General features: G+C 69.7%; 14 protein-coding genes. 12 read left to right on the top strand and 2 right to left on the bottom strand.

Features of this window, described 5'->3' with window-relative positions; all coding sequences use genetic code 11:
• Window positions 1-98: 98 nt before the first annotated feature.
• Together thrS and AB0P25_RS18285 are read left to right on the top strand one after the other, a co-directional pair.
• Window positions 99-2,081 carry a threonine--tRNA ligase gene (gene thrS / locus AB0P25_RS18290; RefSeq protein ID WP_363809242.1) on the top strand — a complete coding sequence of 661 codons (1,983 nt, stop codon included), beginning with the start codon at window positions 99-101 and terminating at the stop codon, window positions 2,079-2,081.
• Window positions 2,069-2,662, top strand: a complete 594-nt coding sequence (locus AB0P25_RS18285) for an HIT domain-containing protein (RefSeq protein ID WP_363809241.1) — start codon at window positions 2,069-2,071, stop codon at window positions 2,660-2,662. The genes thrS and AB0P25_RS18285 overlap by 13 nt, the downstream gene beginning before the upstream one ends.
• 96 nt (window positions 2,663-2,758) lie before the next feature.
• Here AB0P25_RS18285 and pdxY read toward each other — a convergent pair whose 3' ends face one another.
• Both pdxY and AB0P25_RS18275 read right to left on the bottom strand, forming a co-directional pair.
• A complete protein-coding gene (gene pdxY / locus AB0P25_RS18280; protein WP_363809240.1) occupies window positions 2,759-3,610 on the bottom strand; it encodes a pyridoxal kinase PdxY in 852 nt (283 codons plus the stop codon).
• 28 nt (window positions 3,611-3,638) lie between these two features.
• Window positions 3,639-4,949 carry an aminotransferase class I/II-fold pyridoxal phosphate-dependent enzyme gene (locus tag AB0P25_RS18275; protein ID WP_363809238.1) on the bottom strand — a complete coding sequence of 437 codons (1,311 nt, stop codon included), beginning with the start codon at window positions 4,947-4,949 and terminating at the stop codon, window positions 3,639-3,641.
• A gap of 113 nt (window positions 4,950-5,062) precedes the next feature.
• Between AB0P25_RS18275 and pdxS the strand changes: the two genes are divergently transcribed.
• The 10 genes from pdxS to AB0P25_RS18225 all read left to right on the top strand — a co-directional run bounded on the left by pdxS (window position 5,063) and on the right by AB0P25_RS18225 (window position 13,289).
• Window positions 5,063-5,962 (top strand): pyridoxal 5'-phosphate synthase lyase subunit PdxS, encoded by a 900-nt coding sequence (pdxS, locus tag AB0P25_RS18270; protein ID WP_363809237.1) that lies wholly within the window; start codon window positions 5,063-5,065, stop codon window positions 5,960-5,962.
• Window positions 5,952-6,578, top strand: coding sequence for a pyridoxal 5'-phosphate synthase glutaminase subunit PdxT (gene pdxT / locus AB0P25_RS18265; protein WP_363809236.1), 627 nt, complete (start codon window positions 5,952-5,954; stop codon window positions 6,576-6,578). The genes pdxS and pdxT overlap by 11 nt, the downstream gene beginning before the upstream one ends.
• Before the next feature lie 15 nt (window positions 6,579-6,593).
• Window positions 6,594-7,358 carry a YebC/PmpR family DNA-binding transcriptional regulator gene (locus tag AB0P25_RS18260; protein WP_121261256.1) on the top strand — a complete coding sequence of 255 codons (765 nt, stop codon included), beginning with the start codon at window positions 6,594-6,596 and terminating at the stop codon, window positions 7,356-7,358.
• 15 nt (window positions 7,359-7,373) lie between these two features.
• Complete coding sequence (gene ruvC / locus AB0P25_RS18255; protein ID WP_363809353.1) at window positions 7,374-7,961, top strand: crossover junction endodeoxyribonuclease RuvC; 588 nt, start codon at window positions 7,374-7,376, stop codon at window positions 7,959-7,961.
• Window positions 7,958-8,578, top strand: a complete 621-nt coding sequence (ruvA, locus tag AB0P25_RS18250; protein ID WP_363809234.1) for a Holliday junction branch migration protein RuvA — start codon at window positions 7,958-7,960, stop codon at window positions 8,576-8,578. The genes ruvC and ruvA overlap by 4 nt, the downstream gene beginning before the upstream one ends.
• Complete coding sequence (ruvB, locus tag AB0P25_RS18245; RefSeq protein ID WP_363809233.1) at window positions 8,575-9,612, top strand: Holliday junction branch migration DNA helicase RuvB; 1,038 nt, start codon at window positions 8,575-8,577, stop codon at window positions 9,610-9,612. The genes ruvA and ruvB overlap by 4 nt, the downstream gene beginning before the upstream one ends.
• Before the next feature lie 58 nt (window positions 9,613-9,670).
• The gene (gene yajC / locus AB0P25_RS18240) at window positions 9,671-10,096 is read left to right on the top strand and encodes a preprotein translocase subunit YajC (RefSeq protein WP_363809232.1); all 426 of its coding nucleotides are present in this window, start codon (window positions 9,671-9,673) and stop codon (window positions 10,094-10,096) included.
• 62 nt (window positions 10,097-10,158) lie between these two features.
• Window positions 10,159-11,892, top strand: coding sequence for a protein translocase subunit SecD (gene secD, locus AB0P25_RS18235; protein WP_363809231.1), 1,734 nt, complete (start codon window positions 10,159-10,161; stop codon window positions 11,890-11,892).
• Window positions 11,892-12,911, top strand: a complete 1,020-nt coding sequence (secF, locus tag AB0P25_RS18230; RefSeq protein ID WP_363809230.1) for a protein translocase subunit SecF — start codon at window positions 11,892-11,894, stop codon at window positions 12,909-12,911. The genes secD and secF overlap by 1 nt, the downstream gene beginning before the upstream one ends.
• Window positions 12,912-12,920: 9 nt before the next feature.
• The gene (locus AB0P25_RS18225; RefSeq protein ID WP_363809229.1) at window positions 12,921-13,289 is read left to right on the top strand and encodes a rhodanese-like domain-containing protein; all 369 of its coding nucleotides are present in this window, start codon (window positions 12,921-12,923) and stop codon (window positions 13,287-13,289) included.
• Window positions 13,290-13,299 lie beyond the last annotated feature (10 nt).

The following is a 13,299-nucleotide window of genomic DNA, read 5'->3' as shown; positions in this document are numbered from 1 at the left end:
GCGCGCATGCACCCGTATGGGCCACAAGAGGTGTCGCGCTCCGGCACCCGGCTAGAGTTGGAGGGTTCCCTGATGACCAGAACCCTAGGAGTGGACAGGTGGCCGACGGCTTCGAGCTCTTCACCGACCGTTCCGTTGTCGCGATGCGCGTCAACGGCGAGCTGAAGGACCTCGCGACCACCGTCACGACGACCGACGTCGTCGAGCCGGTCACCATCGACTCGCCCGACGGGCTCAACATCCTGCGTCACTCCACCGCGCACGTGCTCGCGCAGGCGGTCCAGGCGATCAACCCGGAGGCGAAGCTCGGCATCGGGCCGCCCATCACCGACGGCTTCTATTACGACTTCGACGTGCTCGAGTCCTTCACCCCGGAGGACCTGAAGGCGCTCGAGAAGGAGATGCAGCGCATCCAGCGCGCGGGCCAGCGGTTCGTCCGCCGGGTCGTCTCCGACGACGAGGCGCGCGCCGAGTTGGCGGACGAGCCGTACAAGCTCGAGCTGATCGGCCTCAAGGGCGGCGTGCAGCACGGCGACACCGCCGCGTTCGACGAGAGCGAGAGCGTCGAGGTCGGCGGCGGCGAGCTGACGATTTACGACAACGTCGACCCGAAGACGGGCGAGACGGTGTGGAAGGACCTCTGCCGCGGTCCGCACCTCCCGAACACCCGCATGATCGGCAACGGCTGGGCGCTCACCCGCGTCGCCGCGGCCTACTGGCGCGGCAACGAGAAGAACAAGCAGCTGCAGCGCATCTACGGCACGGCGTGGCCGAGCAAGGACGAACTGCGCGCGTACCAGACCCGCATGGAGGAGGCCGCCAAGCGCGACCACCGCAAGCTCGGCGCCGAACTGGACCTGTTCTCCTTCCCCGACGAGATCGGCTCCGGCCTCGCGGTGTTCCACCCCAAGGGCGGCATCATCCGCAAGGAGATCGAGGACTACATGCGCGATCGGCTGATCGCGAACGGCTACGAGATGGTGAACACGCCGCACATCACCAAGGCGCACCTCTTCGAGACCAGCCAGCACCTCAACTGGTACAAGGAGGGCATGTTCCCTCCCATGCATCTGGATGAGGAGCGGGACGCCGACGGCAACATCACCCGGCAGGGGCAGGACTACTACCTCAAGCCCATGAACTGCCCGATGCACAACCTCATCTACCGGGCGCGCGGCCGCAGCTACCGAGAGCTCCCGCTCCGCCTGTCGGAGTTCGGGACGGTGTACCGCTACGAGAAGTCGGGCACCCTGTCCGGCCTCACCCGCGTGCGCGGCCTCACCCAGGACGACGCGCACATCTACGTGGCGGAGGACCAGATCAAGGACGAGGTCGCCCGGCAGCTGGAGTTCGTGCTCGAGACCCTGCGCGGCTACGGCCTGACCGACTTCTACCTGGAGCTCTCCACCAAGGACCCGGACAAGTACGTCGGCAGCGACGAGTCGTGGGAGACCGCGACCGAGACGCTGCGCCAGGTCGCGATCGAGTCCGGCCTCGAGCTCGTGGCCGACCCGGGCGGGGCGGCGTTCTACGGCCCGAAGATCTCGGTCCAGGCGCGCGACGCGATCGGCCGCACCTGGCAGCTGTCCACCGTGCAGCTCGACTTCAACCAGCCGGAGCTGTTCCAGCTGGAGTACAACGCCGCCGACGGCACGCGCAAGCAGCCGGCGATGATCCACCGGGCGCTGCTCGGCTCGATCGAGCGGTTCTTCGCCATCCTGCTGGAGCACTACGCCGGGGCGTTCCCGGTGTGGCTGTCGCCGGTGCAGGTGGTGGGCATCCCGGTCGCGGACCAGTACGCGCCGTTCCTCGACGACGTGTTCGCGCGGCTCCGCGCCCGCGGCGTGCGCGCCGAGGTCGACCACTCCGATGACCGCATGCAGAAGAAGATCCGCACGCACACCAAGGCCAAGGTGCCGTTCCAGCTGATCGTCGGCGAGGAGGACGCGGCGGCCGGCACGGTCAGCTTCCGCTTCCGCGACGGCACGCAGCGCAACGGCGTGACGGTCGACGAGGCGATCGAGCGCATCGTCGAGAGCATCCGCTCGCACGAGCTGGTCGACACGGCATGGCACGACTGAACCTCGGGTCGTACGACGACGGCGCCGGCGCGGACGGGGCCGATGCTCCCGTCCGCGTCGACGACCCGTCCTACCTGGTCGGGGTGCCGGACGAGTTCCAGCGGCTGTGGACCCCGCATCGGATGGTCTACATCCAGCAGGGCGACCCCGGCCACGACGACTGCCCGTTCTGCGTCGCGCCCAGCATGAGCGATGAGGACGCGCTGATCGTCGCGCGCGGCACGCACGCGTACGCGCTGCTCAACCTGTTCCCGTACAACAGCGGCCACCTGCTGGTCGTCCCGTACCGCCACATCGCGCTGTACGACGAGGCGACGCCGGAGGAGGTCGCCGAGATCGGCAGCATCACGCAGACGGCGATGCGCGTCATCCGCGAGGTGTCGCACAACGACGGGTTCAACATCGGTATGAACCAGGGAGCCGTCGCGGGCGCGGGCATCGCGGCGCACCTGCACCAGCACATCGTGCCGCGGTGGGCTCAGGATGCGAACTTCTTCCCGATCATCGCCCGCACCAAGGCGCTGCCTCAGCTCCTGGGCGAGGTCCGTCAGGCGATCGCCGACGCCTGGCCGAAGGCCTGACCGGCCACTCGGACCGATCCGCTGCGACCGAGTGGTGAGTTATGGCTCCCATTCCGGCCGAGTGGCGACATGTAGTCACCACTCGGCGAGGCGCGGTCAGCGGACCTTCGTCACCGCGAACTGCTCGCGCGGGTGGGCGTAGGACTCCTGCGACTCGACGAGCTGCAGCTCGCGCTCGCCCGACTCGAGCGTGCGGGTGAGCAGGTCGAAGACGCTCGACACGGTCTTGCGCAGCGCCAGCTCGGCGTCGCCGGTGCGGACGTAGTGCGCGGTGAAGAGCGCGGCCGTCACGTCGCCGGAGCCGTTGGCCTTCATCGGGAGGCGCGGCGTCTGCACGAGCCACGCGCCCGCGTCGTCGACGGCCAGCATCTCGATCGTGTCGGCCGGGGCGTCCGGGCGCTCGACGCTCGTCACGAGGACGGTGCGCGGACCCATCGCGCGGGCCGCATCCACGGACTCCAGCGTCGACTCCAAGGTGTCCGGCGAGGTCTCGGTCAGGAAGCCGAGCTCGAACTGGTTCGGCGTGATGATGTCGGCCACGGGGACCACGCGCTCGCGCAGCAGGACCGGGATGGCCGGCGCGACGAAGCATCCGGACTTCGCGTTGCCCATGACCGGGTCGCACGCGTAGGCGGCGTCCGGATTGGCGGCCTTGACGCGCGCGACCGCGTCGATGATGACGTCGCCGATGCCCTCGCTGCCCTGGTAGCCCGAGAGGACGGCGTCGATCTGACCGAGGACGCCGCGCTCCTCGATCCCCGTGATGACGTCGCGGACGTCGTCCGGCGCGATCAGGGGCCCGCGCCAGGCGCCGTAGCCGGTGTGGTTGGAGAAGTTCACCGTGTACACGGGCAGCACCTCGACGCCGATGCGCTGCAGCGGGAAGACGGCGGCGGAGTTGCCGACGTGACCGTAGGCGACCGCGGACTGGATCGAGAGGATCTTCATCCCTCGATCCTCTCACCTCGTCGGGCGGTCACTTCGCGGCGTCGGCCAGGTCGGTCACCAGACGTTCGGTCTCGTCCTCGTCCAGATCATGCACTGTCAGCCGCAGGTGGCGGGAGGGCGCGGGATGGTCGCCCAGCACGAACTCGTCGCCGGTGCGCGCGAGCCAGCCGCGCCGCATCAGTCTGTCGGCGACGATCCGCGCCTCGACCGGCAGCTCGACCCACAGGTTGAGGCCGTCGCGGGCCTCGGCGCGCAGCCCGCGCTCGGTCAGGCGCGCGGCGAAGGCCGCGTTGCGCTCGGCGTAATGGCGGCCGGCGTCCTCCACCTGCGCGAGCACGGCGTCGTCGGTCAGCTGCGCGAGCACGAGGCGCTGCAGGATGTGGCTGACCCACGTCGTGCCGGGGGAGAGCCGGAACGCCAGCCGGTCGGCCGTCTCGGGGTCGGTCGCGGCGACAGCGAGGCACATGTCCGGCCCGAGCGACTTGGACACCGAGCGCACGAGCGCGTACCGGCGGTGCTCGGGCCCGATCAGCGTCTCGTAGGGCCGCTGCGACAGCATCGAGAAGTGGTCGTCCTCGATCACGAGCACGTACGGGTGGTCGGCCAGCACCGCTCGCAGGGCGGCGGCCCGAGCGGGGGAGAGCGTCGCCCCGGTCGGGTTCTGCGCGCGCGGCGTGCAGATCACGGCACGGACGCCCGCGTCGAGCGCGGCGCGCAGGCCGTCGACGGTCATGCCCTCCGCATCCACCGGCACCGGCACGGCGCGGTAGCCGCCCAGCCGGACGGTGTGGATGCTCGCCAGGAAGCACGGATCCTCCAGCGCGACCGCGTCGTCGCGGAGCAGGGCCTGGGCGAGCAGCCGCTCGACGGCATCCACCGCTCCGTTGGTGACCGTGATGCGCACCGGGCGGCCGGGGAGGTCGGCGCCGATCCACGCCAGTGCGCGCTCCTCGAGCGCCGGGTCGATGACCGGCTCGCCGTAGAGCACCGGTCGCCCGACGGCTGTCGCGAGAGCGCCCGAGAGGTCGGGGATGCGCGCCGGGTCGGGGTTGCCCGTCCCGATGTCGCGCAGCACGCTGTCGGGCGCGTAGCCCTCCTGCGCGACCGCGGCGACGCCGGCGACCACGGTGCCCGCACGGCCGCGGGCGGTGACGACGCCGGCCTGGGCGAGCAGGCGGTAGGCGGCCACTGCGGTGTTGCGGTTCACGCCGAGCTGCGCCGCGAGCTCGCGAACGGGAGGCAGGGAATCCCCGGTCCGCAGCGCGCCGCGTTCGTGGAGCGCTCGCACGCTCGCCGCGATCTCGGACGCCGTGGCGCCCGTGATGGTCTGCTGGTCCATGTCCCTCCCGAGGCTTCGAGTCTATCGAGCCGCGGCGACAGTGCTATCTTCGGCATAGGCCAAAACAGATTTCGTACCGCACTTTGTTGCGCGTACCGCACGAGAGGGCGACCATGACCGACAGCGAGCAGAGCACCATCGGATCGAGCCGGGTCAAGCGCGGCCTCGCCGAGATGCTGAAGGGCGGCGTCATCATGGACGTCGTCACCCCCGAGCAGGCGCGCATCGCCGAGGACGCCGGAGCGGTCGCCGTCATGGCGCTGGAGCGCGTCCCGGCCGACATCCGCGCCCAGGGCGGCGTCGCCCGGATGAGCGACCCGGACCTGATCGAGGCGATCATCGCCGAGGTGTCCATCCCGGTCATGGCGAAGGCTCGCATCGGCCACTTCGTCGAGGCCCAGGTGCTGCAGGCGCTGGATGTGGACTACATCGACGAGTCCGAGGTGCTGTCGCCCGCCGACTACGTCAACCACATCGACAAGTGGCAGTTCACCGTCCCCTTCGTCTGCGGCGCGACCAACCTCGGCGAGGCGCTGCGCCGCATCAACGAGGGCGCCGCGATGATCCGCTCCAAGGGCGAGGCGGGCACCGGCGACGTGTCGGAGGCGACCAAGCACATCCGCAAGATCACCTCGGAGATCAACGCGCTGAAGTCGATGACCAAGGACGAGCTGTACGTCGCGGCCAAGGAGCTGCAGGCGCCCTACGAGCTCGTGCGCGAGATCGCCGAGACCGGTAAGCTCCCCGTCGTGCTGTTCACCGCGGGCGGCGTGGCCACCCCGGCGGACGCCGCGATGATGATGCAGCTCGGTGCGGACGGCGTCTTCGTCGGCTCGGGCATCTTCAAGTCGGGCAACCCGGCGCAGCGCGCGGCCGCGATCGTCAAGGCGACGACGTTCTACGACGACCCGTCGGTCATCGCGGAGGTGTCGCGCGGCCTCGGCGAGGCCATGGTCGGCATCAACGTCGGCGACCTCCCCGCCCCGCACCGCCTGGCCGAGCGTGGCTGGTAACGGACAGAAGGTCGGCGTCCTCGCCCTGCAGGGCGACTTCCGCGAACACCTCGCGGTCCTGCGCGGGCTGGGCGCCGACGCGGTCCCGATCCGCCGGCCCGCGGAACTGGACGAGATCGGCGGCCTGGTCATCCCGGGCGGCGAGTCGAGCGTGATGGACAAGCTGTCGCGCACGTTCGGGCTGGCCGAGCCGCTCCGCGAGGCGATCGCCGGCGGCCTGCCGGTCTACGGCACCTGCGCCGGCCTCATCATGCTGGCCGATCGCATTCTCGACGGGATCGCGGGTCAGCAGAGCCTCGGCGGCCTGGACGTGTCGGTGCGGCGCAATGCCTTCGGCTCCCAGGTGGACTCGTTCGAGACCGACCTCGACATCCCGGCCGTGGGCGAGGAGCCGATGCACGCCGTGTTCATCCGCGCCCCCATCGTGGAGGAGGTCGGCCCCGCGGCGACCGCGCTCGCGCGCGTGGCCGACGGCCGCGTGGTCGCGGTGGAGCAGGGCAACCTGATCGGGACATCGTTCCACCCGGAGATCACCGGGGACACGCGCTTCCACGAGTACTTCCTGTCCAAGGTGCGCGACGCCGCTCGCGTACAATGGACGAGTTTTCAGACGTAAGACGAGGGAGCACCAGTGTCCGGGCATTCCAAGTGGGCAACGACCAAGCACAAGAAGGCGGTGATCGACGCCCGCCGCGCGAAGTCCTTCGCCAAGCTCATCAAGAACATCGAGGTCGCGGCGAAGACCGGCGGCGCCGACCTGTCCGGCAACCCGACGCTCGTCGACGCGGTCCAGAAGGCCAAGAAGACCTCGGTCCCCAACGACAACATCGACCGCGCCATCAAGCGCGGAGCGGGTCTCACCGGTGAGTCCATCGACTACACGACGATCATGTACGAGGGCTACGGCCCGGGCGGCGTCGCCCTGCTGATCGAGTGCCTCACCGAGAACAAGAACCGCGCCGCCGCCGAGGTGCGCACGGCGATGACCCGCAATGGCGGCACCATGGCCGACCCGGGAAGCGTCGCGTACAACTTCCACCGCAAGGGCGTCATCGTGGTCCCGCACGCCGACGGCGTGGATGAGGACACGGTCCTCACCGCGGTTCTCGACGCCGGCGCCGAAGAGGTCACCGACCGGGGCGAGAGTTTCGAGGTGCTGACCGAGGCGTCCGACCTGGTGGCCGCGCGCACCGCGCTGCAGGACGCCGGCATCGACTACGACTCGGCCGACGCCGAGTTCGTCGCCACGGTCAACGTCGAGGCCGACGTCGAGGTCGCCCGCAAGGTCTTCAAGCTGATCGACGCGCTCGAGGACTCGGACGACGTGCAGAACGTCTACACCAACCTCGACATCAGCCCCGAGGTGCAGGCGCAGCTCGACGACGACGACGAGTAGGCGGAAGCCGTGACGATCCGGGTGCTCGGTATCGACCCGGGTCTGACGCGCTGCGGCGTCGGGATCGTGGACGTGCGCCCCGACCGCCGCGCGACCCTGGTCGACGTCACCGTCATCCGGACGCCGCCGGGCATGGCGCTCGAGGAGCGGCTGCTCGCCGTGGGGACCGGGATCGAAGCGCTGCTCGACGAGCACGGCCCCGCGGTCGTCGCGATCGAGCGCGTCTTCGCGCAGCACAACCTCCGGACCGTCATGGGCACGGCCCAGGTGAGCGGCGTGGCGCTGCACTCGGCTGCCAAGCGCGGTCTCCCGGTCGGCCTGCACACGCCGAGCGAGGTGAAGGCGGCGATCACCGGCTACGGCTCGGCCGACAAGAAGCAGGTGCAGGCGATGGTCGCGCGCATCCTCGGCCTCGACGAGGCGCCGAAGCCCGCGGACGCGGCGGACGCCCTCGCGATCGCGATCTGCCACGCCTGGCGCGGCGGCCCGGTGACGCAGGATGCCGGGGGAGCGGCCGGCTCCCTCACCCCCGCGCAGGCCGCGTGGCGCGCCGCGGAGCGCTCCAGCCGAGCGTCGGCGGCTCCCCGTAGGCTTGCACGGTGATCTCCTCCCTCCGCGGCACCGTCCTCTCGGCGGTCGGCGGCACCGCCGTCGTCGAGGTCGGCGGCGTCGGCTTCTCCGTGCAGTGCACGCCCGACCACGTGCTCACTCTGCGCACGGGCGAGGAGGCGTTCCTCCACACCTCGCTCATCGTGCGGGAGGACGCCCTGCAGCTGTTCGGTTTCGCCGATCGAGAGCAGCTGGAGGTCTTCGAACTGCTCAACGGCGTCTCCGGTGTCGGCCCGAAGTCGGCGATCGGCGTGCTCTCGGTGCTGTCGCCGGACGACATCGCCGCCGCGGTGGCCGCGGACGACGACGCGCCGTTCCGCAAAGTGTCCGGAATCGGACCTAAAACGGCCAAGCTCATCGTCGTGTCGCTGACTGGGAAGCTGGCGGCCGCACGCCGTCCGGCTCCGGTGGCGAAGAGGACCGGCGCGCCGTCGTCGGTCGCCGACAGCGTGCTCGTCGCGCTCGTCGGGCTCGGCTGGCCGGAGCGCATCGCATCCGACGCCGTCGCCGAGGTCGTCGCCGACACCGCCGAGTCCGAGCGCGACAGCGTGCAGACGCTGTTGCGGCTCACCCTCGCCCGGCTCGGCCCGGCGCAGCAGGCGGCGCGATGAGCGACGACCTGACCGCGCCCGAACTCGAGTCGGAGTCGGAGCTCGCCTTCGAGGGCGCCCTCCGTCCGCGCAACCTCGCGGAGTTCGTCGGCCAGGCGAAGGTCCGCGGGCAGCTGCAGCTGCTGCTCACGGCCGCCCGGATGCAGGAGCGCACGGCCGACCACATCCTCCTCGCCGGCCCTCCCGGCCTCGGGAAGACGACCCTCGCGATGATCGTCGCCCACGAGAGCGGGCGCCCGCTGCGCCTGTCGAGCGGACCGGCGATCCAGCACGCGGGAGACCTGGCCGCTCTGCTGTCGTCCCTGACGCCGGGAGAAGTGCTGTTCATCGACGAGATCCACCGCATGGCGCGCTCCGCGGAGGAGATGCTGTACCTGGCGATGGAGGACTTCCGCATCGACATCATGGTCGGCAAGGGAGCGGGCGCCACGTCCATCCCCCTCGACCTCGCGCCGTTCACCCTGGTCGGCGCCACGACGCGCTCGGGTCTCCTGCCCAACCCGCTGCGCGATCGCTTCGGCTTCACCGCGCATCTCGAGTTCTACGACGACGCCGAGTTGACGCAGGTGCTGTCGCGTGCGGCCACGATGCTGGAGTTCGACATCGACCGTGAGGCGCTGGCCGAGATCGCCGGGCGCTGCCGCGGCACGCCGCGCATCGCCAACCGATTGCTCCGCCGGGTGCGCGACTACGCGCTCGTGCACGGCGGACGGGGCGACGTGGACGCGGTGCGCGCGGCGCTCGAACTGTACGACGTGGACCCGCTCGGGCTCGACCGTCTCGACCGGGCCGTCCTGCATGCGATCCTCGAGCGCTTCGACGGAGGACCGGTCGGCCTGAACACCCTCGCGGTCTCTGTCGGCGAAGAGGCCGAGACGATAGAATCAGTGGTCGAACCGTTCCTCGTGCGCATCGGTCTCCTGTCCCGGACCCCGCGTGGACGGGTGGCGACGCCGGCAGCGTGGCGGCACCTGGGGATCCCCAGCCGGGGGCAGGGCTCCTCCCAGCCTCCGACGCTGATCGATGACATATAATCCAACCTGGCCGTTCGGCCAACCCCTTGCCCCCCATTGAAAGGTTCGGCAAAGCCTCATGGCCTTTGACCCGTTGACCATCCTGATGGTCGTCATCCTGGCGGCCCTCGTTTTCTTCATGTTCCGGAACAGCCGGAAGCGCCGCAAGGAGCAGGAGGAGACCCGTTCCAAGATGGTGCCCGGCGCCGAGGTCATGACGAACTTCGGGCTGTACGGCACCCTCCTGTCGGTCGACGAGGACGACAACTCGGCCGTCATCGAGACCAGCCCCGGCCACACCGTCAAGGTGCACCGCCAGGTGCTCGCCCGCGTGGTCGAGCCGAAGGACGCCGTCGACGCGACCGAGACCGGCGACGCCGCCGCGCCGGCCGTCGAGCTGAACGAGGACCACGCCATCCCGGCCGACGGCACCAACGCCGCGTCGCCGGAGTACGGTGAGCGCCTCGACGACGCGTCCAAGAAGCGCGCGCAGAACGACGACTGACACATTCCCTGTGCTCCGGCGCCCGACCGCGCCGGAGCACTCGTAGAAAGCTGAGTACCTAGGTGGCAAAGTCGACCCCGGTCAAGAAAGCCTGGCGTTCGCTGACGTGGCTCGGCGTCATCGTGGTGGTGCTCCTCGGCACCCTCACGGCCGGCGTCCTGTTCAGCAATGCGACGTGGCTGCCCAAGCTCGCGCTCGACCTCGAGGGCGGGACGCAGATCATCCTCGCCCCGCAGGTCGAGAACGGTCAGTCGGTGCAGCAGCAGCAGCTCGACCAGGCGGTCTCGATCATCCGGCAGCGCATCGACGCGTCCGGCGTGTCCGAGGCCCAGATCTCGACCGAGGGATCGCGCAACATCGTCGTCTCGCTGCCGGGCAAGCCGGACCAGGCGACCCTCGACCGCGTCAAGTCGTCCGCCCGCCTCGACTTCCGCCCGGTGCTCGTCGCCGGAGGTCCGACCAACGAGGTCGTCGGGGCCGACGGCAAGTCGACGCCCGCGCCCACCCCGGCTCCGGGCCTGCAGTCGACTCCGTCGACCAAGCCGACCAACGGCAGCGACCTCGCCTGGGTGACGCCGAAGCTCCAGGCGGAGTTCGACGCGTACGACTGCAAGGCGAACGCGAGCAAGACCTCCAGTTCCGCTCCGACCGATCAGCCGCTCATCACCTGCGACGACCAGAACCAGGTCAAGTACCTGCTCGGACCGGTCGAGGTGAAGGGTCAGGACATCAAGGACGCGTCCGCGGGCCTGGTGCAGAGCTCGCAGGGCGTGACCACCGGCCAGTGGGCCGTCAACATCGTCTTCAACGATGCGGGTACCAAGGCGTTCGCGGACGTCACCACCCGTCTCGTCGCCGAGCAGGGAGCGCAGAACCAGTTCGCGATCGTTCTCGACGGCAAGGTCATCTCCGCGCCGACCACCCAGGCCGCGATCACGGACGGCAAGCCGCAGATCACCGGTAACTTCACCGAGACCACCTCAAAGGCCCTCGCCGACCAGCTGAAGTTCGGTGCGCTGCCGTTCAGCTTCAAGGTGCAGAGCCAGGACACGATCTCGGCGACCCTCGGAACCTCGCAGCTCCTCAGCGGTCTGCTCGCCGGTCTGATCGGCCTCATCCTGGTCGGCATCTACACGTTCTTCCAGTACCGCCTGCTCGGCTTCGTGACGATCTTCTCGCTCGTCGTCGCCGGTGTGCTGACCTGGCTCACGATCTCGCTGCTGTCGTGGCATTACGACTACCGTCTGTCGCTCGCGGGCGTCGCGGGTCTGATCGTCGCGATCGGCTTCACGGCGGACTCGTTCATCGTCTACTTCGAGCGAATACGAGACGAGCTGCGCGACGGGCGCGGTCTCGAGGGTGCCGTCGAAGCGGGCTGGGGGCGCGCGCGGCGCACCATCTACGCCTCGAAGGCCACCAACCTCCTCGCGGCCATCGTCCTCTACGTCCTGACCGCCGCCAACGTGCGCGGCTTCGCGTTCACGCTGGGATTGACGACGATCATCGATGTCATCGTGGTGCTGCTGTTCACCCACCCGACGCTGCAGCTGCTGGCGCGCACGCGCTTCTTCAGCTCCGGCCACCCGCTCTCGGGCCTCGACCCGCAGGCGCTCGGCGCCGTGTACCGGGGTGCGGCGAAGTTCCGCACGCCGACCGCGACCGTGGGCGCCGGTACGGCCGCCCGCAGCAGCAAGGAGGCGGCCCGCCGCCAGACGATCGCCGAGCGCAAGGCGGCCGAGCTAGCCGGCGCGTCGACCTCGTCCTCCGATCGTGGCTCCGAGGGGAAGGACTCCTGATGGCCAGCCGTCTCGTCAAGTTCGGCAACGACCTCTACACCGGTGCCCGGTCGATCGACTTCGTCGGCCGACGGAAGGTCTGGTACACGATCGCCGCCGTCATGGTCGTGATCTCCATCCTGATCCCGGTGGTCAAGGGCGGCTTCAACTTCTCGATCGAGTTCCGCGGGGGCTCGCAGTTCCAGGTGAGCGACGTCTCGAGCACCGACACCTCGAAGGCGCAGAGCGCGGTTACGAGCGTCGTCCCGAGCGCGGTCACGCACGTCAGCGTGGTCGGTAACAACGCCGTGCGCGTGCAGACCGACCAGCTCTCCGAGTCGCAGACCCGCGAGGTGTCGGACGCGCTGGCGAAGGCGTACAACGTGGACTCCTCGGAAGTCTCCGCGACGTTCATCGGACCCTCCTGGGGTGCGGATGTGACGCAGCAGACCATCCAGGGCCTCGTCGTCTTCCTGCTCCTCGCGTTCATCGCCATGGCGCTGTACTTCCGCACCTGGAAGATGTCGGCCGCCGCGATCATCTCGCTGTTCCATGACCTGATCATCACCGCGGGCGTGTACGCGCTGGTCGGCTTCGAGATCTCGCCGGCGACGATGATCGGCTTCCTGACGATCCTCGGCTACTCGCTGTACGACACCGTCGTGGTGTTCGACAAGGTGCGCGAGAACACCAAGGAGGAGCTGGAGCTGACGCGCCGGACGTTCGCCGAGTCGGTCAACCTCGCGGTCAACCAGACGCTGGTGCGCTCCATCAACACCGCCGTCGTCGCGGTGCTGCCGGTCGCATCCATTCTCTTCATCGGCGCCTACGCCCTCGGTGCGGCCACGCTGCGCGACATCTCGCTCGCGCTGCTCATCGGCATCATCGTCGGCACGTACTCGACCATCTTCCTGGCGGCCCCGATGTACTCGCAGTTCCGCGAGAAGGAGCCGGCGATCCGGAAGCACGACCAGAAGGTCCTCTCGATCCGGCCGAAGGCCACGGTCAAGCAGGATGTCGTCGCGACGGCCGCTGAGTAGCCTGCCCGCATGACCGACGCCTCCGCCCCGACCGGGTTCCTGCTCGAGGACGAGGTGTCGGCCGTGCGTGCGCGCGAACTCGCCGACGCGGGCTCCGCGTGGTTGCTCGACGTCCGGGAGCCGTTCGAGTGGGAGGCGGGGCACGCGCCCGGCGCCCACCACATCCCCCTCGGCAAGCTGGGGGAGCGGCAGCACGAACTTCCGGAGGACCAGCAGATCCTCGTGGTGTGCCGCAGCGGCCACCGTTCGCGGATGGTGACGGACGCCCTGAACGAGGCCAACTATCCGGCGGCCAACGTCGCAGGCGGGATGGGCGCCTGGCAGGCGTCCGGGGGTCCGGTCCAGCGCGACGACGGTACGCCAGGAGCGATCGCGTAGCCTGCGGAAC

This window comes from Leifsonia sp. NPDC077715 (genome assembly GCF_040686855.1).
Taxonomy (GTDB): domain Bacteria; phylum Actinomycetota; class Actinomycetes; order Actinomycetales; family Microbacteriaceae; genus Leifsonia.
Note: the sequence above shows the minus strand (reverse complement) of the source record. Positions and strands in the feature narration are given on the sequence as shown.

Excerpts from the sequence above, each read along its gene's own strand:
- pdxS (WP_363809237.1), top strand. The coding sequence starts at position 5,063 with ATGACCGACAGCGAGCAGAGCACCATCGGATCGAGCCGGGTCAAGCGC.
- ruvB (WP_363809233.1), top strand. The coding sequence starts at position 8,575 with ATGAGCGACGACCTGACCGCGCCCGAACTCGAGTCGGAGTCGGAGCTC.
- pdxY (WP_363809240.1), bottom strand. The coding sequence starts at position 3,610 with ATGAAGATCCTCTCGATCCAGTCCGCGGTCGCCTACGGTCACGTCGGC.
- AB0P25_RS18225 (WP_363809229.1), top strand. The coding sequence starts at position 12,921 with ATGACCGACGCCTCCGCCCCGACCGGGTTCCTGCTCGAGGACGAGGTG.
- secF (WP_363809230.1), top strand. The coding sequence starts at position 11,892 with ATGGCCAGCCGTCTCGTCAAGTTCGGCAACGACCTCTACACCGGTGCC.
- AB0P25_RS18275 (WP_363809238.1), bottom strand. The coding sequence starts at position 4,949 with ATGGACCAGCAGACCATCACGGGCGCCACGGCGTCCGAGATCGCGGCG.
- AB0P25_RS18285 (WP_363809241.1), top strand. The coding sequence starts at position 2,069 with ATGGCACGACTGAACCTCGGGTCGTACGACGACGGCGCCGGCGCGGAC.
- yajC (WP_363809232.1), top strand. The coding sequence starts at position 9,671 with ATGGCCTTTGACCCGTTGACCATCCTGATGGTCGTCATCCTGGCGGCC.